The organism is Aquimarina sp. 433, from assembly GCF_054054605.1.
The window spans coordinates 483547-504517 of sequence record NZ_JBSWZK010000002.1; the positions used below are offsets into that span (position 1 = coordinate 483547).

General features: G+C 32.9%; 12 protein-coding genes. 1 reads left to right on the forward strand and 11 read right to left on the reverse strand.

What is annotated here, in order from left to right; genetic code table 11:
- Positions 1 to 89 precede the first annotated feature (89 nt).
- The 5 genes from ACWNT5_RS06220 to ACWNT5_RS06240 form a co-directional block, all read right to left on the reverse strand.
- Positions 90 to 2765 (reverse strand): glycoside hydrolase family 3 C-terminal domain-containing protein, encoded by a 2676-nt coding sequence (locus ACWNT5_RS06220; RefSeq protein WP_456516905.1) that lies wholly within the window; start codon positions 2763 to 2765, stop codon positions 90 to 92.
- 443 nt (positions 2766 to 3208) lie between these two features.
- A complete protein-coding gene (locus tag ACWNT5_RS06225; protein WP_456516906.1) occupies positions 3209 to 7477 on the reverse strand; it encodes a two-component regulator propeller domain-containing protein in 4269 nt (1422 codons plus the stop codon).
- 140 nt (positions 7478 to 7617) lie between these two features.
- Positions 7618 to 9234 carry a sodium:solute symporter gene (locus tag ACWNT5_RS06230; RefSeq protein WP_299609909.1) on the reverse strand — a complete coding sequence of 539 codons (1617 nt, stop codon included), beginning with the start codon at positions 9232 to 9234 and terminating at the stop codon, positions 7618 to 7620.
- A 396-nt stretch (positions 9235 to 9630) separates the two neighbouring features.
- The gene (locus tag ACWNT5_RS06235; RefSeq protein ID WP_299609907.1) at positions 9631 to 10479 is read right to left on the reverse strand and encodes a formylglycine-generating enzyme family protein; all 849 of its coding nucleotides are present in this window, start codon (positions 10477 to 10479) and stop codon (positions 9631 to 9633) included.
- A gap of 119 nt (positions 10480 to 10598) precedes the next feature.
- Positions 10599 to 11315: a glycoside hydrolase family 11 protein gene (locus tag ACWNT5_RS06240; RefSeq protein WP_299609905.1), complete on the reverse strand. Its 717-nt coding sequence runs from the start codon at positions 11313 to 11315 to the stop codon at positions 10599 to 10601.
- Between the two features lie 489 nt (positions 11316 to 11804).
- On the opposite strand from ACWNT5_RS06240, the gene ACWNT5_RS06245 reads away from it, so the two are divergent.
- Positions 11805 to 12833, forward strand: a complete 1029-nt coding sequence (locus ACWNT5_RS06245) for a LacI family DNA-binding transcriptional regulator (RefSeq protein WP_299609902.1) — start codon at positions 11805 to 11807, stop codon at positions 12831 to 12833.
- A 27-nt stretch (positions 12834 to 12860) separates the two neighbouring features.
- Here ACWNT5_RS06245 and ACWNT5_RS06250 read toward each other — a convergent pair whose 3' ends face one another.
- The 6 genes from ACWNT5_RS06250 to ACWNT5_RS06275 all read right to left on the reverse strand — a co-directional run bounded on the left by ACWNT5_RS06250 (position 12861) and on the right by ACWNT5_RS06275 (position 20964).
- The gene (locus ACWNT5_RS06250) at positions 12861 to 13895 is read right to left on the reverse strand and encodes an aldose epimerase family protein (protein ID WP_299609900.1); all 1035 of its coding nucleotides are present in this window, start codon (positions 13893 to 13895) and stop codon (positions 12861 to 12863) included.
- Positions 13896 to 13927: 32 nt separating this feature from the next.
- The gene (xylA, locus tag ACWNT5_RS06255) at positions 13928 to 15253 is read right to left on the reverse strand and encodes a xylose isomerase (protein WP_299609898.1); all 1326 of its coding nucleotides are present in this window, start codon (positions 15251 to 15253) and stop codon (positions 13928 to 13930) included.
- The gene (locus tag ACWNT5_RS06260; protein ID WP_299609896.1) at positions 15250 to 16743 is read right to left on the reverse strand and encodes a xylulokinase; all 1494 of its coding nucleotides are present in this window, start codon (positions 16741 to 16743) and stop codon (positions 15250 to 15252) included. The genes xylA and ACWNT5_RS06260 overlap by 4 nt, the downstream gene beginning before the upstream one ends.
- A gap of 875 nt (positions 16744 to 17618) precedes the next feature.
- Entirely contained in the window at positions 17619 to 18191 is a 573-nt protein-coding gene (locus tag ACWNT5_RS06265) for a type 1 periplasmic binding fold superfamily protein (RefSeq protein ID WP_299609894.1), read from the reverse strand.
- 11 nt (positions 18192 to 18202) lie between these two features.
- Complete coding sequence (locus ACWNT5_RS06270) at positions 18203 to 20596, reverse strand: TonB-dependent receptor (protein WP_456516907.1); 2394 nt, start codon at positions 20594 to 20596, stop codon at positions 18203 to 18205.
- Positions 20597 to 20676: 80 nt separating this feature from the next.
- Positions 20677 to 20964 (reverse strand): hypothetical protein, encoded by a 288-nt coding sequence (locus ACWNT5_RS06275; protein ID WP_299609890.1) that lies wholly within the window; start codon positions 20962 to 20964, stop codon positions 20677 to 20679.
- Between the last annotated feature and the right edge of the window lie 7 nt (positions 20965 to 20971).

Below are 20971 nucleotides of genomic sequence, written 5' to 3' on the forward strand. Positions count from 1 at the left end.
TTTATTAAGGTTATACTTACTTTTAAAACCAGAACACACTTAAAATTAGTAAGAATATTCTGATAATTACGTTAAATTTTAAGTTTTCTTTAACTTTTAATTTTTAATGTTTTCGTTAAGATTTGTGTTGTACTTGTTTTTGTTTTACCAAGATCACTTGGTTGTTTTCCTCCAATATGTAATTGAATATCTCCTGATTTAATTTGTTCTTGTCCGTCGGTAGTAATCCAAGCATACTGTTTAGGAGTAACCGTAAAACTTACTTTTTTGGTTTCTCCGGCTTTAAGATTGATTCGTTGAAATCCAATTAAAGAGTGCGCTGCTCCTTTATACTCCTTATCATTATGTGAGATATATAATTGAACCACCTCATCTCCCATCATCTCTCCTGCATTTGTAACCTGTACAGTTACATTAATATCTTCATTTGCTTTGATTGTTTCTGGAATTCCTACGTTAGCATATGTAAAGTTGGTATAAGACAAACCGTGCCCGAATGGGTATAAAGGCTCTCCTTTAAAATACTTATAGGTTCTATTGGTCATATCATAAGATTTGAAATCTGGAAGATCTTCGGCAGATTTGTAAAAGGTTACAGGAAGTCTTCCTGCAGGATTATAATCTCCGAACAAGACATCTGCTATAGCTTTACCTCCAAACTCTCCAGGATACCATGCTTCGAGAATGGCTGGGATATTTTCATCTGCCCAATTAATAGCAAGTGCACTACCATTCATCAGTACTAACACCGTTGGCTTTCCTAATGCATGGATCTCTTTCATTAAATTTATCTGAGATTTTGGAAGTGAAATTTCTGATCTGTCACCTTTATCAAAACCTTCTAAGACTACCGGCATTTCTTCTCCTTCAATATCCGGAGATAGTCCAAGACATAACACAACAACTTCTGATTTTTTTGCTGCTGCTATTGCCGGAGCCAAAAGGTCTTGATCTAATTTGGCCCAAACTAGCTGTGCCTGTGGATCTGTATGATAATTATAATAGTCGATTTTTATATCATAAGATTCTCCTGCTACCATGTTCATATCCAAATACTTCATTTTAGGTTCGTGATCATCTTTAAAATCAACTTTCAATGAATCGTTTACATACAATTTACCAGCACTACTAGCTCTTAATCCTACTCTATAGTTTCCACTTTCTTCTGGAACAATTTTTCCTGTCCATCTTACAGAGAAATTATCAGATGTAGCATTTTCGAATGGTTTTGTGGACACCCATATAAAGTTGACAATACTGTCATTTCGAGTTACCTTAGGGGTTCCTTTCCATTCCTTGTTATCAAAATATTCTCCTTTTAATCCATTAGTGTCACCATTCTTAAGTACCGATGATGGTATCGGTTGTAATAAAGGCCAACCTTTTGCTATATGACTTCCACTAGCATAGTTTATTTGTGCATTTGGAAGTTTATCTTGAATCGCTTTTAAGGGTGTAATATTATTTAAAGGAGTTCCATGATAATTTCCTAGTAGAACTTGTTTTGCATTTGCATTAGGTCCTATTACTGCAATTGATTTAATATCTTTTTTTAAGGGAAGGGTGTTATTGTCATTTTTTAATAACACCATAGATTCTCTTGCCGTTTTTTCAGATAACTGATAGTGCTTTTCGCTACACACAACATCATACGATATTTTTGACCAAGGCACTATTTCTTGGGGATCAAACATTCCTAGTTTAAATCTTGCTTCCATTAACCTGGCTAATGCTCGATCTACTTTATCTTCATCTACTAAACCCTGAAGCACAGCATCGTTTAGGTTAGGGTCGAATACATCTCCACAATTAAGATCAGTTCCTCTATTTACTGCCAGAGCAGAAGCCTCAGCAGGGGTTTCGACTAATTCATGCTTATTTGGCTCCCAAAAATCGTTGATTGCCCAACAATCCGAAACCACATAACCATCAAACCCCCACTCTTTTCGAAGTATATCATTTAATAATAAATTACTTCCACAACAAGCTTCATCTCTATACCTATTATATGCACACATTACCGATTGTACATTTGCTTCTTTAATTGCAGCTTCGAAAGCAGGCAAATACGTTTCTTTCAGATCTCGATCAGATGTATGGTAATTGTCTTCGTGTCTTGATTTTTCTGGACCGCTATGCACTGCAAAATGTTTTGCTGTTGCCACCACTTTAAGGTAATTTGGGTCATCGCCTTGTAAGCCTTTTATGAAATTAACTCCCATTCTACTGGTGAGATAAGGATCTTCTCCATAGGTCTCCTGACCTCTTCCCCATCTTGGATCTCTAAAAATATTGATGTTAGGAGTCCAAAAAGTCAATCCTTGGTAAATACCTCTTCTATCTTCTTTAATAAATCGATGATGTTTAGCCCTTGCCTCATCAGAAATCACCGTACCCACATCAAATAATAATGGTGCATCCCAAGTTGCTCCCATCCCAATTGCCTGAGGAAAAACAGTCGCTTTTCCCGCTCTAGCTACTCCATGCAAACATTCGTTCCACCAATTATAAGCAGGAACCCCCAAACGTTCTATAGCAGGAGCGTCATATCGCATCTGTGATACTTTCTCTGAAAGTGTCATATGACTGATTAAATCATTTACTCTTTCGCTTGTAGATAATTTAGGGTCCTTATATTTATACTCCTTTTCATCCTCTTTCTTCGTACCACAACTTATACTTAATTGAAGAAGTATACATACTATAAGTAGGTTATTAATCTTATAAAGTTTTTTAAATATTTTTCTGGAATTCGTGTTTGTCATTATTACCTATTAAACAGATTGTTTTTCATGAGATTAAATCAAGGATAAAAACAAACAATCCCAACACCACTACTATCAAGAATATCTCGGCTAGAATTTTAATGTTAGAGTATTTCTTTCTCATCCTGATTAAACAATTAATAAATTTTTAACAATTTATGTACAGTATCAAAAAAACAGTAGTACATATAAAGCATATACTAAAACATTTGTTGCATTTTGCTTCTAAAACGCCTGTTTTACAACATTCTAAGTAATTTTTGCCTCAATCGTTATAGTGTATGGCTTCTATGATGAAGGAAATTATCAAGAAAGGAAGTTTTGATTCTCTTTTTTGATGTATTGATAAATAGCGAGTAGTTGTATTAAAAATATCTCAACAAAAATGAAATCCAGGAAATAGTAAAGACTTAGGGTAATGTTAGCGGTATTTTGAAGTAAGATTACTCTTCATTCACACTAACTTCTGTAGGTAATATTCCAAACTGTGCTTTGAAACATTTTGTAAAATAGGAGGGAGAAGAGAAACCTACTTTATAACAAACTTCGCTAACATTAGTAGAACCGCTTTCTAAAATCTCCTTTGACTTTTGTAGCCTTATGTTTCTTAAAAACTGATTCGCTGTCTGTCCAGTAAGTGTTTTTATTTTTCTGTAAAACTGACTTCTACTAAGATGTAATTCCGATGATAAGGACTCTACGCTTAAATTAGGATCACTCAGATTTTCATAAATATGATTTAAGACTTTCTGAATAAACTCCTTATCTAATGATGTATTATGCTCATTAATTTCTGCATCGCTGATATCTCCAAAATATTTATTAAAAAGTATTTGTCGAATGGTAAGCATTTGTGTTAGATATGATTTCAACACCCTCATATCAAATGGTTTGTTTAGATAAACATCTGCACCAGATTCTATACCTTTTAATTTATCATCTTCCATAGTTTTAGCAGTAAGCATAAGTATAGGAATATGACTCGTTTTTATATCTTTTTTTATCCTGGAACAAAATTCAAACCCATCCATTTCGGGCATAATTACATCTGTAATGATAATATCTGGCGCCTCTTTCTTAGCTATTTCCAGACCTTCATTTCCGTTTTTAGCTTCATAAACTTTATAGTGATTACTCAATTCGGTTTTAAGATAATTTCTTAATTCTGTATTGTCTTCTACAATAAGTAATCTATTGGATTTTTGTTCCTCTTCTATTTGCTCTTCTAAGTTCTGATTATGAACATGACTTATGAACTTAGTTTTTAGCAATACTTCCGAATCTTCTTCTTCAGATACCACTTCACTTTCCTTAAAATGTGATTTACCTAGTGGTAAGGTTACCGCGAAAGTAGTTCCTTCATTTACTACACTATCTACATCGATCTTACCTTTGTGTAATTCTACAAAACTTCTTACTACCTCTAAACCAATTCCTGTACCTCCATAATACCACTTGTTTAAGTTATCAACCTGATAAAATCGCTCAAATATTTTATCTACTTGTTCCTTTTTAAGTCCTGGTCCAGTATCGGAAATACTGATCTGAAAACTTTCGTTAGAGATGTTATTATCAAGATTATCCAAAAGCAGTTGCCCCGATTTTTTGATTCCAACTGTAATCTTACCTCCTTCTGGAGTTACCTTAAATGCATTAGACAACAGGTTAAAAACAATTTTTTCGAGCATGCCAACATCTACCCATGCAGTAAGCTCATTAACTTCTTTTTGAACATCGAGCGTTATTTCTTTATGTGAAGCTTCAATTACAAAATAGCTTACTATATCTCTAATGAACGCTATGATATCAACTTTCCTTGCCTTAACATTTAGTTTATTAACCTCTAATTTTCTATAATCCATTAATTCATTTATTAATCGATATAATCGATCTGTATTTTTATGGATTACCAAATGTTTTTCGGTGACTTCTTTAGGAAGATTTAGTTTTTCGTTTTTAAGTATATCTTCTATCGGATTAATGATAAGCGTTAAAGGAGTTCTAAACTCATGAGATATGTTGGTGAAAAACTGTAGCTTCTTATTATTTAACTCCTCTTCTTTAGCTCTTTTTTCTCTTTCGTATTTTATTTGCTGTTTTTCTTTAATCCTATTTTGGGTAACTTTATTAAGTATGTAAATCCCTAGTAAGAACAGTAAAATATATGATAATAAAGCAATATTAGTTTTCCACCAAGGAGGTAAGATTTTTATATACAGTTGTAAAGGTTTTTCACTCCACTGCCCATCATTATTAGCAACTTTTAAATTAAAAGTATAATCACCTGGATCTAGGTTTGTATAAGTAGCACTTCTCATATTACCCACATAATTCCAAGAATCATCTGCTAATCCTTCTAGATAATAAGCGTAAGTATTTTTTTCTGGACGTGTATAATTAATTCCTGTATATTCTATGGTAAAAACTGACTGCTCATTACTTAACGATATACTATCTGTTTCGGAAATTACCTTAGTCAATGGCGATTCAGGATCATTAAGATTTACCTTTTTATTAAATAACTTAAAATCGGTAAGATGTAATTCTGTAGAACTATTATTGGTCTCTATACGTTCTGGGTTGAAATAATCGATACCATCATAATTTCCAAAATAAATAGTTCCTTGTTTGTCTATAAATGCTGCATTAAAATTAAAATCATTCGATAATAATCCATCGTTAATATTATAATCAGTAATGTTTCCATTATTAAGATCTAATTTATGAATTCCTGTATTCCCACTTGTCCAGATATTATTATTCTGATCTTCTATAATAGCAGAAACATTTTCATCTTCCAATCCATATAATTCGTCATACCAAGTAAAACTATACTTTATTGGATCGTATCTACATAATCCTCCACCTCTTGTTCCAAACCAAACGGAACCATCTGAAGCTTCGTAAATAGATAAGATATGGTTAATGTTGGTTGCATTTTGGTTAGCATTCTTCATATTACCACCTAAGAATCGTACAGATAAATGACCATCATCCTTTTTATTAGCTATATACAAACCGTTGGTTGCCCCGATCCAAAGATTGTTATTGGAGTCAACCAACACTTTACGAATGTCACTAGTATGAATTCCATAGGTTGTAAATCCAACCGAATTATGATGTATAAACTTGGAAGTAGATGGATTATATGACATCAAACCGCCAAAAAAAGTACCTATCCATATAATACCATCTTTATCTTCTGCAAAACTTATAATACTATTAGATGAGAGATCTCCATTTGTATTTTCTATGGTATAATTAATAAATCTAGTTGTTCCTTTTTTGAGTAAAAAAAGACCACCACTCCAACTACCTGCCCATACATTTTCTTTGCTATCAATAAAAATAGTCTGAATATCATAGGAAGTTAGGTTCGAATAGTCTTTGGTATTGATCTTATTAATATGAATAAACTTCTGTGTCTTAGGGTTATAAACATCTATTCCGCCACCATCGGTACCAATCCAAAATAGACCTGAGGCATCCTGAACAATTCCTGTTACAGATCCTGACTCTAAAGAGTTAGGATTACTGGTAAGACTTTCGATATTTTTAAACTTATCGTACAATTTATCATAAACTGCTATACCCTTATTATAATATCCCAACCATATCCTTTCATTACGATCCAAATACAGAGACCATATAGAATTTGATCGAATACTATTTTCATTGTTCTTGTCAAAAAGATAATTTTTAATGATGACACCTTTGTCAGTTATATGAAATAATCCGTCATTTTCGGTACCGATAAGAATAGTACCATCGGAATTGGTAATCATCGATAAGATTTTCTTTTTTGAAAAAAGAAAATTCTGAATTGTAAATCGATTTGAGTTAACACTATTGATATTATAGACACCATCTGATATAGATCCTAGCCAAATATCATCAGCAGCAAAAAGAAGTTTTTGCAAAGGTGTTTCAATAGATGCTTTCCCATTTTCTGTTTCAAAAGTAGCCAGACCTAAGGTATTTGAAACGGGATCATATTTTCTTAAACCGTAATTAGTTGCCGCATATAAATTTCCTTTCTGGTCTACTTTTAGGTCATTAATATCTAATAGACTTCCTTTATCGAGGTTTACGTTCTTAATTCGTTCTACTGTTTTCGTTTCAGGATCTAACTTAATCAAGCCTGTTTCGAAAGTTCCAACAAATAAATTTCCTTCTACATCCTCAACAATACTGCTGATTGCAATACTAGCTTGCTGTAATTCTCTTAACTGCTTTAGTATTTTGATTCTGATAAAATGATCCCGTTCCCGATCATAAAGGTCTAAACCATTTTCAGATCCAACCCAAAGTCTATTCTTTTTATCTACATACGAACAATAAATAAAACTACCTCTTAAGGATGTGGTGTCTTTTAGATTGTGTTTGTAGGATACATAGTCAATTCCATCATATCTCTTGATTCCAGCTCCTGCGGTTCCGATCCAGATAAAACCATTCTGATCCTGATTAATTACTGGAACTGCTATTTTAGATACACCATCTTTGACACTTACGAAATTAAAATGCTCAGATTTTTCTTGTGCTGTAAGACAGTTTACACAAGAATAGAATAATAGTACACTGAAGATGATCCAGTTGATATATTCAGACCGGTATAATTTTTTTAAATTATACGTAGCATCTTCCTCGTCAAAACCCATTGACATTTTTGTTTGTTTTCCTAAATCTAATAAAAAATGCTCTCTTTTCATTTGTAATTGAAAACAACTTGATCTTTATTTCTTGCTGATATATCAAAAAAGTTCTATTCTAAAAATATAATATTTTTCACTTTTTTAAAAAAAGCTTGGAAAGAAGCTATCTTCAATTGATACCCAAATAGTCTTTATTATCACCCTGTAAAATATGTTAATATAGAAACAACTACTACCACTAGCAGTACAGATAAAGCAATGTCAATTCCAGTATAACTATTTTTTGTTTCATTCTTTTGTTCTGATGACAAGGTTCCAAAAGCAAGACCTCGAATGGTAGCATAATCTGGTGCTGTAGTTACCAAACTTGTACCGATACATACAATTACCGAAAAAATAAACATAAAGATTGCCATGTGAGCAAAATTTATGGTTGCAAACTCATAAGCGAAACCTGACAAATCATCCTTCACAATCTCTGCAGTTATTCTTAGTGCTGCAACCAAGAGCCCAGAAAATAAAGTTACTATTGCCGCTTTCGAATTTACCCTTTTCCATATAATCCCCAGAATAAATACCGCTGTTATTGGAGGAGCTATATAAGACTGTACACTTTGTAAATATTGATATAAAACTCCTCCTCCTATTTTATTCATAATCGGAATCCATATAATTCCCAATACTACAACTAAAGCAGTAGCAACTCTTCCGATATTCAACAAATCCTTTTCTGGGGTTTGAGGTTTTAATTTTTTATAAATATCAATAGTAAATATCGTGGAACAAGAGTTAAAAACAGATGCTAAGGAACTCATTAGTGCCGCCATCAAACCTCCTGCTACGAGCCCTTTTAAACCGGTTGGCAATAACGTTTTTACCAATACAGGAAATACCTCATCTGCTTTATCATAAGACAACACTCCTTGTTTAGCAAGAGCGAAAGCTATGATACCTGGTATTAGAAAAATAAAAATTGGTAATATCTTAAGATACGCTCCGAAAATTGCTCCACGTCTCCCAATTTTTATATTATTTGCGGCTAAGGTACGCTGTACTATATACTGATCAGTACACCAATACCAAATACCTACTATTGTTCCTCCAAACAGCAATCCTGTCCATGGAAATTCTGGATCAGACATTGGTCTCCACATATTAAAATGATCAGATCCTGCTGTTGCTTTTAGGTTCTCCCATCCACCGACTTCTTGCAATCCTAAATAAGTTATAATTATAGAACCAGCTATCAACACAACCGTTTGTAATGTTTCTGTATAAATTACTGCTTTCATTCCTCCCACAATGGTATATGCTCCAGTAAAAACTACAATACCAATTGCACCATACCAAAAAGGAATCCCTAATAACTCAGACACTACTATACCACCTGCGTAAATGGTCACAGAAACCTTAGTTATCACATATCCCGCTAATGAAAAAACAGATAGAAACCAACGCGATCTGCTATCAAATCTTTTCTCCAAAAATTCTGGCATTGTAAATACTTTGCTTCTCATGTAGAAAGGCAAAAACAACCATCCTAGTAATAATACAATCCATGCATGCAATTCATAATGTGCCATAGGCATACCAGATTCGGCTCCAGTACCTGCTAATCCCACAACGTGCTCAGAACCTATATTAGATGCAAAAATAGAAGCTCCTATAACAAACCAACCTACATTTCGACCTGCGAGAAAATAATCCGCAGTATCCTTATTTCTTTGTAATATCACCCATACAGCTACTCCAATAAGTGCTAAAAAGTATACTCCTAATACCACCCAATCCAATTGTTCTAAAACTGATTCCATAAATTGTTTTTGGTTATTATATAATTTAATGTTGATTGTTAATTTCAGTAATTTACAAGTAGACAAATGCTTTGTATTTCCTTTTGAACAAAAAGGAAACATCTTACAAGTGTTACACTATCTTTAATTTTAAAAAGCATAGTTTAACAATTCATCTAATTTTTACTTAAAATTTTATTAAAGTCAAAACTATCTGTTGGGGTAGCAAACAGGTAGAAAATTTGAAGCGAATGTTGTAAATTATGAAGCATTCTATGTATATATGATAGTTTAAAAAACTATTTCTCAGATTTCTATTATAAGGAAGTTTTCCATAATCCCTAATTAGGATACTTTTTATGGTCAATCAATCTTTTTAATTAGTTATTTACAATCAAATTTTATCATTTTTAAAATCTAACTTTTGTTTCTGCAAATACGAAAACCTTGATCAGGTCCGATGCCACTAGCCTCGAAGTAATCTCGATCACTATTTTTAAAATAAACTTCGAGACCAATCCATCCACCGCCTCTTTGGGCACGAAATAATCCTCTTGGTATCCGCTCATCTTCATACCAATCATCACACCATTCTCTTACATTTCCAGTCATATCATAAACACCTAATTCATTTGGTTCTTTATTATTGATTATATGTGTCCTACATTTATTTTTTTCTATAATTATATAATTCCATTGTTGGTCTAAGATAGTATCGCCACTATTTCTCCAATACCAAGCGATATCATCGATCTTATTGCTACCGCTATAGATATAATTTTTACTTTGTTGTCCGCCGCTCGCTACATATTCCCATTCGATTTCGCTTGGTAAACGATAACCATTTGCCTTTGGATTTCTTTTCACTAACCACTTGATACTATCAAATTGGGAAGTATTAAAAGAATCTGTAGAATCTTTGTAGATTTTATAATATGGCACCAAACCTTTTTGCTCACTTTTTTTGATACAAAACTCAACACAATCATACCAACTTACCATTTCTACAGGCAAACTATCACCTTTAAATTTGGATGGATTAGTTCCCATAATTGCTTTCCATTCCTTTTGCGTCACTTCATGTGCTCCTATATAAAAGTCTTTTACAAATACATTTTTATTATAAAGATTTGACTTGTTATTCTTAACAGAGCCACCCTTTATGAATACCAAATTATCTATATCATTTTTATTAAAATCTTCTTGGTTACAGGAAAGGAATACGAAGATTATTCCGAGAAAAAAATAACTAAAACCCTTTTGCATATTCTGAATTAAAAACGAATTCTTATTGTTATTTTACTTAATGTGTTTAAAACAAAAAACATAAGATCTATACTCTACAGAATATGGATCCTATGTTTTTAAATCTAATTATATATAATCTACCATATACTGGCGTTGATTCTTCCCCAACCTCCTGTATACGATTCGATTCCAAACACTTGATAGTCAAAATTTCTTAGATTACCCTGATGACCACCATGCTGATTCCAATGGTTAATATGTGCTTGCATATTTACTTTCTGATTAGACCCTGTTGGAGCATTTCCGTGTTCACTAATATATTGGTAGAATGTTTTTGTTCCCAATATAGACGGAGCATTCGATCTTAATTGTTTTTTGAATTTGTAATTCTTACCGTTAACTCTATAATTTCTGTTCTGATTTTGTCCAGGAATGCTCCCTTTTTCAACCACGTAGTATTCCATCAATGGCGTTTGTGTCCACCCATATACACCAACGAAATTGTATGATCCTTGTAGTGTTCCTATATTATAATTTATAGTTCTACCATTACCGGTACGCCACCCTTTACCTCCAACAATATCTTGATTATCCTTATATTCAATTTCGAAATTACCACCATACTGGTTCGCATAGGGAAAACGCAATCTACCCCAACCACCTTCTTTATAAATCGTCCAGAAATAACCTTTGTTATATCCATCTGTTCGGTTATCACTAATATATCCGTTACTATCTATTGACTTTTGTTCTAGTTCCGCAGTTTCTGGAAGATTGTCTGCATTTAAATCATCTGAACAACCAGAAAATAAAAACAAACAAAACAAGGAAGAAATACATAAATAAGTTTTCATAATTACATACGTTTTAGTTAAAATAATCCACATCTAATTATCTGCGCAGAATGATTATAAATATGAATGAATTTGTGTTAAAAATTTAGTTAATGCTCAAAATTATAACTCTATAATCGAATAGTTGTTAATTCGCATAGTTTAATAGCAAATTCTACGAAAACTTTTCGTAAACACATAAACCCTTGTAAATCAAATAAATGTTTCTTGTAATTTGGAATTACACCTATCTTTCTCTTGTAAGAATAATCCTTTCCATTTGTTCATTGCTAAAAAATAAAATACTAACAAGTATTTAACTCTTTATCAAAAGACTTCTGAAATATTTGAAGCAATATGTGCAAATTTTGTTGCAATCCGAATATTGCATCATTGTAGATCGAATTATTAAGATTATTTTACAAAAAGGGAAGTTTACATGAATTTTTATTAGCCATTTGTCCCTATTGGTTTTTAAAAAATTAGAAGTAAAAAGTATTCACTATCGTCATGAAAAAAAAGAGAATTACATTAAAAGATATTGCCAAAGAATTCAACGTTTCTATTGCTACAGTCTCAAAAGCTCTCAATGATAGCTATGAGATTAGCACCAGAACAAAATCTATGATTCAGGAATATGCAAAAGAGTTAGAATATAAATCAAATAATAGCTTTTATAACAACGACAAACAAAGAAATACCAAAACAATAGGAGTGATTATTCCTAATATGCTCAATCATTTCTTTACCAAAGTATTTGTGGGTATCGAAAAAATTGCCACTCAAAAAGGATATAACCTCATAACTTGTATTTCTAATGAATCCCTAGAAAAAGAAATGACAGTAATGGAGCTTCTAAAAAACTCTGATTTGGATGGATTCATTTTATCTATTGCAGAAGAAACTCAAATTAAACAAGATTTTAAACATTTTCAGAATGCCATAAATCAGGGTATTCCTATTGTAATGATTGATAGAGTAACTGATGAGATAGAATGTGATAAAGTTATAGTTAATGATGAAGAAGGTTCTTATAATGCTGTAAATTATTTTATCAAAACTGGTTGTAAAAACATTGCAATTGTTTCTAACATTCATAAACTTAGTGTTGGAAAACTTAGACTTAGCGGTTACAAAAGAGCCTTATTAGAAGCAGATATTCCTATTGATGACGACTATATTCTAAAAGTTGATGAGTTTAATGATGTAGATACATTGCTAAAAATACTATTAGACTCGAAAAAAGTAGATGCAATCTTATGCCTAGAAGAAGATTCTGCTATTAGTACTCTTAAAATGGTACTATACAAAGGATATAAAGTACCCGAAGATATTTCTATTATTGGATTTACCAACGGTGTTTTGCCTCGCCATGTCACACCTTCTATTACTACAGTTAGTCAACATAGTACGTATCTTGGAGAAGCTGCAGCCAAAATATTAATTGATAAAATAGAAAACGAAAATATAGAAACTTCGCATACTACTAAGGTCATTAAAACAAATCTTATAGAAAGAGAATCTACCAGAAGAATGTAATTATAGCATTGAGCAATAAAAACTCTCCTAAATTTGTATTGCTAAAAACTTAAAAATAGTTCTATTCTCATATTTGTCATTTGCTTTTACCAAAGCAGATGGAAAATGATGGTGGTTTGGAGCATCGGGATAATTCTGGCACTCAAAACAAATCGCAGGGAAGCGACCATATATCGATTGATTTTTGAAATTCCAATCAGGAAAACTTTCTGGAGTATAGATAACTACTGCAGGTTGATTCGTCCTTACTTCCATTTTTAACCCACTTTTATCAGATACTAAACTAATTTTTGGAACTTGATTATCCACTTTTTTATTAGTTGAACTAAAAACAAAAGTGTCATCAATGAGTCCATAATTTTCCAAACTTTGTAAACTCTTCGGTTTCAAAAAATCATATGGAGTTCCCATTACCGATTTTAATTGTCCTGTTGGTAATTGAAGTGCGTCAACTTCTAAATAATCCGAACAACTTAGTTGCAAAGAATGGTCTAAGATACTTCCTGATCCATCTAAATTAAAATATGCATGATTTGTTAAATTAACAAAAGTATCTCTATCTGTAGTAGCATGATAGGAAATAATGAGTTCATTATCATTAGATAATTGGTACATCACTTTTACCCTTAGATTTCCTGGATATCCTTCTTCTAGATGTTTACTATCATAAGAAAAGGTAATGGTATTATCTCCTGTACTTTCTAACTTCCAAAACTTTTTATCAAACCCTTTTAAACCACCATGCAGATGAACTTCATTTTGATCATATAATGCATACTGTTCATCGTCTATTTTAATCCTACCTTCTCTAATTCTACCAGCATATCTCCCTATCGAGGCACCTAGAAACTTTGCACTTGGATGATAAGAAACCTCTTCATAATCTGCTACATTATCTAATCCTGCAATTACGTTGATCAAATCACCCTTTTTATTCGGAATCTCCAGACTTACTACAGATGCTCCATAATTAGTTACTGTTAATTTAGCTCCATTTGCATTACCAAGCACTAGCGAAACGCAATCTGGATCATCCGACGTATATAAGGTATTTTGTATCATCTACATCTATTATAGAAATCGATTGTTTTTGATTAAATATATTGATTGATAATATTCTCGAATAATTCTTGTTTTCCGCTTGTTAAGGAAATTTCACCATTATCCAAAGCTATCTTATAAAGATCATTTAATTGCAATGCTCCACTTTCGAATTCTTTCCCTTTTCCTCCATCAAAAGAGCTATATCTATCTTTTCTTAATTTATCATAAGACGATGATGTAATGATTTTATCGGCTGTTATTAGAGCTCTTGCAAAGATATCTGCTCCTCCAATATGCGCTAAGAAAACATCTTCTATATCTGTTGAGTTTCTTCTGATTTTAGCATCAAAATTAACTCCTCCACCTTGCAATCCACCTGCTTTCAAGAAAACTAACATTGCTTCGGTAACTTCCAAAATATTATTCGGGAACTGATCTGTATCCCATCCATTCTGATAATCTCCTCTATTGGCATCGATACTTCCTAACATACCGGCACTTGCAGCGACTTCTATCTCATGCTGAAATGTATGCTGCGCTAACGTTGCATGATTTACTTCGATATTGATTTTAAAATCCTTATCCAATCCATGTTCTTTTAAAAACCCTATAGATGTTGCTGTATCAAAATCATATTGGTGTTTTGTAGGTTCCATTGGTTTCGGTTCTATAAAAAATGTTCCTTTGAAACCTTGAGATCTTGCATAATCCTTGGCCATTGTTAAAAACTGTGCCAAATGATCTAATTCTCGTTTCATGTCTGTATTTAATAAAGACATATAACCCTCTCTACCTCCCCAAAAAACGTAATTTTCTCCGTCTAGGGCTATGGTTGCATCCAAGGCTAATTTTACTTGTGCACCTGCTCGTGCTAACACCTTAAAATCTGGATTGGTAGCCGCACCGTTCATATATCTTGGATTCGAAAAGCAATTTGCCGTACCCCAAAGTAGTTTTATTCCAGATTCTTTCTTTTTCTCCTTGATATATTCTACAATCGTAGATAATCTCTTTTCCGATTCTAATAATGTGGGTGCTTCCTGTACAAGATCAAAATCATGAAAACAAAAGTAATCAAAACCCATTTTGCTAATGAATTCGAAAGCGGCATCTGCCTTATCTTTTGCAGCCTGAATCGGATCTGAAGACACATCCCATCCAAAATTTTGAGTTCCCCAGCCAAATGGATCCGATCCCTGTCCGCAGAAGGTATGCCAATAAGCAATCGCAAATTTAAAATGTTCTCTTAATGTTTTTCCAGCTACAACTTTTTCTGGATCATAATATTTAAATGCTAAAGGATTATCAGATTCTTTTCCTTCGTATTTAATTTGATCAATCCCTTTAAAATATTCTTGGTTTCCTAGTAGTATCATTTTTTATGAATTAAAATTCTATTAAGTTCGTTTTTCCATTTTTCATATGCTAATTGATAATCTTCACTATTTTTAAGTGGGTGAAAAGTCATTACCTTATCATTTTTAGCAATTGTTTTCTCAAAGCTATTACTGGTATTATGGGTTCTTCCAACAGCTCTTGCTGCTCCAATAGCACCAGTAGTATTATAAATTTCTATTTCTTGATTGATTAAAGTAGCTATGGTATTAGAAAATATCTCTGATCTAAATAAGTTATCATTTCCTGCTCTTAGCACTCGTATGTCTGCTCCATCATTCTTTAGGATCTCCATACCATATACAAAGGAAAATGCTATCCCTTCTAATGCTGCTCTACATATATGTGCTTTGGTATGTTTATTAAGGTTTATATTACACAATTGAGTCCCAATAGTATTATTTTCAAACATTCGCTCGGCACCATTACCAAAAGGTATCAACTGCAAGCCATCGGCTCCCACGGGAGCTTCTGCAGCCAGTGCATTCATGGTTTGATAGGAATCTGATTCTAAGTGCAGGTTATTCTTAAGCCATCTATATTGAATTCCAGCACCATTGATGCATAATAATTTTCCTATTACCGGCTTATCGGTTTTATAATTTACATGCGCAAAATTATTATACTTAACTGGCTCGTTGCCTTGTAGCTTATCTGCAACGGCATAAATAACGCCTGATGTTCCTCCAGTAAGGGCAACTTCTCCTGGATTAAAAACATTTAAGGACAATGCATTATTGGGTTGATCACCCGCTCTATAAAATATAGGGGTTCCTTCTTTAAATCCACTTTCTTTAGCTCCTTTAATACTAACGCTACCTTGATTAGAGAATGTATCTACAATATCTGGAATAAGAGCTGAATCAATATCATAATACTCTAAAAGCCATTCGGCTGGTTTTTGAGATACATAATCCCAAAGTATTCCTTCTGATAAGCCCGATATTGTGGTACAAATAGTATCCGAAAACTTATACGCTATATAATCTCCGGGCAACATAAATTTGTAGATGCTTTTATAGATCTCAGGTTCGTTATCTCGCACCCACTTCAATTTAGAGGCTGTGAAATTTGCTGGAGAATTGAGTAAATGCTCTTTGCATTTCTGAGTCCCTAAGTCTTCAAAAGCTTTATTACCAACAGCAACGGCTCTACTATCACACCAAATAATAGAATTTCTTAATAACTTACCATCATGATCCACTAATACAAGTCCATGCATCTGATAGGAAATTCCAATACCTAAAACCAATTCTGAAGAAATTGAATTTTCTTTTAATAATCGTTTGCTTGCAATACATACCTGTTCCCACCAATAATCAGGATCTTGCTCTGCCCAATTACTATTGACAGAGATAATGTTCATTTCCCGTTTTGGTTCATGAATAGAGGCTATGTTTTCGCCTGTAGTAGAATGAACTAAAGCAGCTTTTATCGATGAACTCCCAATATCAAATCCTATATAATACATCTGCAGGTAAACTTGTTGTTTGTAAAAATCTAAAATCCTTAAAATATTACCGCTATGGGACTTAAATTATGAACGAAAACTACTTAACAAGTTTTCGTAAAAAATAAAAAATTGTGAGTATAGATACTAAAAGGGAATCTCCTAAAAACGTAATTAAATATATTATGAATTTGTTTTCAATTACGTCAACTTAAAAATACCACTTTATGAAGAAAAAGTTATTATAAAAAAACAACCCCTAGGTTAACTACTCCTAAGGGTCTGAATTGAAACTAAATTATAATATTTAACACAAACTCAACTTATACAATAATTATGATTGTTTCAATTTTGCTGTTTTTTCGATTAGGTTTTTACGCCGCGAATATAAGATCAAATCTTTATATATTCGAGCAAATTTTAAGTGGTAATGCACATTTAACGATGCCATAATATCTCTTTAAAATTATTGAGATTAAACCACTAAAAATCAGCGTTTACTATATATTAGTATCTTTTGCAGCCATTTTGTTACCATATTCTCAGTTTTTTTTACCTACAAACCCAAAAATTTAATAATTTTTTAATAAAATTTAAGCAAAGTTTATGCCTAATCTTGCTTAGAATGGTTAAAAATTCCTCAAAAAAATAACCCTTAGTACACGTTATACTAAGGGTCTTTTATTGAAACAAATCTGTACTAATAATAAATACACAAACTCAACTTTATTATTTATACTTATGATTTATGCTGTTTCAATTTTAATTGTGTTTTGATAAGATAAATCAAGACCCTCGAGGTAACTACTCCTCAAGAGCCTTGACTTGATAAACAGTTTGTTTTGCAACAAACTCAACTAATCTGTTATAGCTTTGATAATTATGGTATCTAATTATTATTCGATAGTAAGATCAAAAGACTGAGCAATATCAGTATCTCCACCAGCATCTGCTAAAGTTCCATCATTTGGCTTTGTAGGCATATGACGTAAGGTAATAGTTAAACTACCTGTACTAGCATCTGTAGTAACTAATTCAAAAGCTAATCCTACAGGGTTTGTACCTGTTAATGGTGGATAGTCAGCTTCAGTATCCGTAGCTGCAGCTGTAGCATTAAGAGTACCTGCTACTTCAAAAAAGAATTGGTGCTCATCTGCTTCTTCTTCTATTTCTTCGTTAATTTCTTCAGCTGGCATTTCACTTTCATTTAATAATTCTATCGCACCTGTATACGTAGTATTAGCTGCTAAAGATCCTGATACTTCTACAACTGGAGCATTAGGTCCGTCAGGACCATCTAGGTCAACAGAGGTTAAAGTAACAACATCTGTTCCCGCCGTTAAAGTAACGTTCATTGTTGTGATTACTTCTTCTTCATTTACTACAACAGGGTTGTCATCATCATCAGAACATGAAGATGCGAATAAGCCTGCAATTGCTAACATTGATAAAAATTTACGTGTGTTCATCATTTTAAAATTTAATAGTTAAAAGTTAATCTCAATAAAAAGTTCCGCCCCACTTCATCTGCGAAAAAGCGCTGACGGTTTAAATAGTTTCTGTATGTATTATTTGTAATATTATTTATGGTAACACCAATATTTAATTTGTTCTGTTTAATAAACGGTACTGTCATATCTGCATTTAGATGCAAAAGATGATAATCACCTGGTGGTGTATTAATTTCGAGAAGCACATCTTCCTGTTCCTGTGGTGAAAAAACCATGATATTATCTGGAAATTCATTTTGTCTAAATGTATATTCACTTTCTAGACTTACTACTAGGTCATTCCAATTCTCTTTATGAAAAATTAGTGAATTGCTTACATTAGCCGCTGGTATATTAATCAGAGGAATTTCTGTTTCAATATCCCTTCCTTTTACTAAAGAAAAACTATGGTTTGTTTTCCAATTAGGAAACCATTTTTTATTCAGTTTAGCATCAATTCCTAATAACCTAGCATTTGTTTGTCTATATTCCCAAACTGGAAATGCTCCTCTAATCGACAATTCTACATCGGTGGGCTCTAAAACAATATAATCATTAATAAAATTAGCATATGGAGCTATTTCCCAACCCCAATTTTCATCACTCTTTTGAAAAGAAAATGAAACTTTGTGAGAAGTCTCTTGTTCTATTCTTAAATCTCCTAATTCTATTCTGGAAGCAGAATGATGCAAACCATCACTAAATAGCTCCGCAGGATTAGGAGCTCTTTGCGCCAACGCATAATTACCTCTTAGTTCATAGCTTTCTCCAAAAACATAATTAAAACCTGTTGTTGCAGAAATGCTATGATATTCAAATTTAGGATTTGTAAGCCATTGCGTACCTTCATCAGCAATGATAAGATCATTAAACTCTTGGTCATAACCTCGCTCGTCCCATCTAGTTTTTATATAAAACTTTTTAGCGTCTATTTGGTTATAATCATATCTAACCCCTGCATCGACAGTTATATTGTCATTGAGGTTGTATTTCCCAGTTACGAATAACCCCGCATCATATTTATCATAATCTGGAATTAACCTCCTTGCTCTTGTACTGGGATCGGCAAAATTATCCTGATAACGTACTAATAATCCAAAATCTAAATTGTAATCAAATTTAGAATCCAATACGAAATCAGAAGTAAGTGTATGTGTAGTAAGTTCTAAATCTAAACTAGGTATTTTTCTTAATTCTTCCGTTTGTCTAATATCAAACTCAAAACGCTGGTTATGCTGAAAATCATATTGTGTGGTCCATTTGCCCAACTTTTCGAAGCGTTTAAAGTAGCGCAGTCTCCCCAAATGATGGGTGACGTCTTGTTTTGGATTATCAATGGTATATGTAAAATCGTTTATCACAGAAGGTTGTCCACTATTTATTGATTCTATCAGATCATCTGCATTTCCAATATGAGATGCCGCCAGAACGCCTATTTCATTTTGGTAGTAGGAATAATACACATCCCATCCATTAGTAAATTTATTATTTCCAAAAGATAAAGATCCACCTCTCTCAAAAATACCTGTATTAGACAAAACATAATCAGGAGCTTCTACATCACCAAAACGTTTTAGGGTTCCTTGCGCCTTTAAAAACCATCCTGATTTGTATCCTTTTATAATTTCGGAGGAAACCGTTGTTCCTCTTCCGTTAGAAGCACCTGTAATGATTGTTCTTCCTGTTAATGTATCTTTTGCAGGAACTTTATTAGGCTCCATAACAATAACACCTCCAATAGCATCTCCTCCATAGCGCAGTGCTGCTGCTCCTTTAACGACAGTAAGGTTGCCTGCTGTATTGATATCTACATTGGGCGCATGTTCATCTCCCCATTCCATATCTTGCATTCGAACACCATTATTCATTATTAGCACTCTACTTCCGCTTAAACCTTGTATAATTGGTTTTACAATAGTAGAGCCAGTATTAAGCGATGAAACCCCTGTAATTTCCTTAAGAGCATCTCCTAGGGCTGCACTGCTATATTTCTCTATAACATCCTTACTTATTGTCTCTTCTTGAGCAGAAGATGTTTTGGTACGCTTTTTACCAGAAACTTTTACTTCTTGCAATTCGTCTAAATGATGTTCTAAATAGAAATCTTTCTTAGTTACTTCAGCTACGTCTAGAGTAATCACTTGCGAATTACAATTTGGATGCGAAATGGTAAAAGCATACGCAACAGGACATAGATCAGAAATTATATAATTTCCTTCTTTATCAGTGACAATGGTTTGATCGTTAAATGTAATAGTTGCATCTTTTAAGGGGACACCATCATGAAAATCGATTACTCTTCCTGAAATACTAATTGTACAATCCTGAGCTTTCGAAATAAGAGTCCCTAAAATCGATACTAACACTAATGTGTATCTTTTCATGGGTAAAAATAAAACTGAAACTTGCTATCAATACAAGAGGGTAATATCCAAGATATAATGGATATTATGACATAGAGGTATTATGCAACAGGAGGAGCTTTGTTGGTTGGTAAGCATCCAAAATAAGAGTCAAAATATCTGTTTACATAATTTGTTTTAACAATATCCAAAGAAACAACTGTTGGTTCTGGGATATCAATATCAGAAGAAAATAAAACATAATCATCTTCTGCTTGATCTAAAGTTAACAAACACAATGCACATTCAGAGTCTGTATCTTCATGACCAATTATGTGCAATTCTGCTAACTGAATTACACAAAAAAGTGCCAGAAAAACGGACGCAATTATGTGTTTATTTGACTTCATGACAGCA

Coding starts and splice junctions, on each gene's coding strand:
- ACWNT5_RS06220 (WP_456516905.1), bottom strand. CDS start 2,765: ATGACAAACACGAATTCCAGAAAAATATTTAAAAAACTTTATAAGATT.
- ACWNT5_RS06225 (WP_456516906.1), bottom strand. CDS start 7,477: ATGAAAAGAGAGCATTTTTTATTAGATTTAGGAAAACAAACAAAAATG.
- ACWNT5_RS06230 (WP_299609909.1), bottom strand. CDS start 9,234: ATGGAATCAGTTTTAGAACAATTGGATTGGGTGGTATTAGGAGTATAC.
- ACWNT5_RS06235 (WP_299609907.1), bottom strand. CDS start 10,479: ATGCAAAAGGGTTTTAGTTATTTTTTTCTCGGAATAATCTTCGTATTC.
- ACWNT5_RS06240 (WP_299609905.1), bottom strand. CDS start 11,315: ATGAAAACTTATTTATGTATTTCTTCCTTGTTTTGTTTGTTTTTATTT.
- ACWNT5_RS06245 (WP_299609902.1), top strand. CDS start 11,805: ATGAAAAAAAAGAGAATTACATTAAAAGATATTGCCAAAGAATTCAAC.
- ACWNT5_RS06250 (WP_299609900.1), bottom strand. CDS start 13,895: ATGATACAAAATACCTTATATACGTCGGATGATCCAGATTGCGTTTCG.
- xylA (WP_299609898.1), bottom strand. CDS start 15,253: ATGATACTACTAGGAAACCAAGAATATTTTAAAGGGATTGATCAAATT.
- ACWNT5_RS06260 (WP_299609896.1), bottom strand. CDS start 16,743: ATGTATTATATAGGATTTGATATTGGGAGTTCATCGATAAAAGCTGCT.
- ACWNT5_RS06265 (WP_299609894.1), bottom strand. CDS start 18,191: ATGAACACACGTAAATTTTTATCAATGTTAGCAATTGCAGGCTTATTC.
- ACWNT5_RS06270 (WP_456516907.1), bottom strand. CDS start 20,596: ATGAAAAGATACACATTAGTGTTAGTATCGATTTTAGGGACTCTTATT.
- ACWNT5_RS06275 (WP_299609890.1), bottom strand. CDS start 20,964: ATGAAGTCAAATAAACACATAATTGCGTCCGTTTTTCTGGCACTTTTT.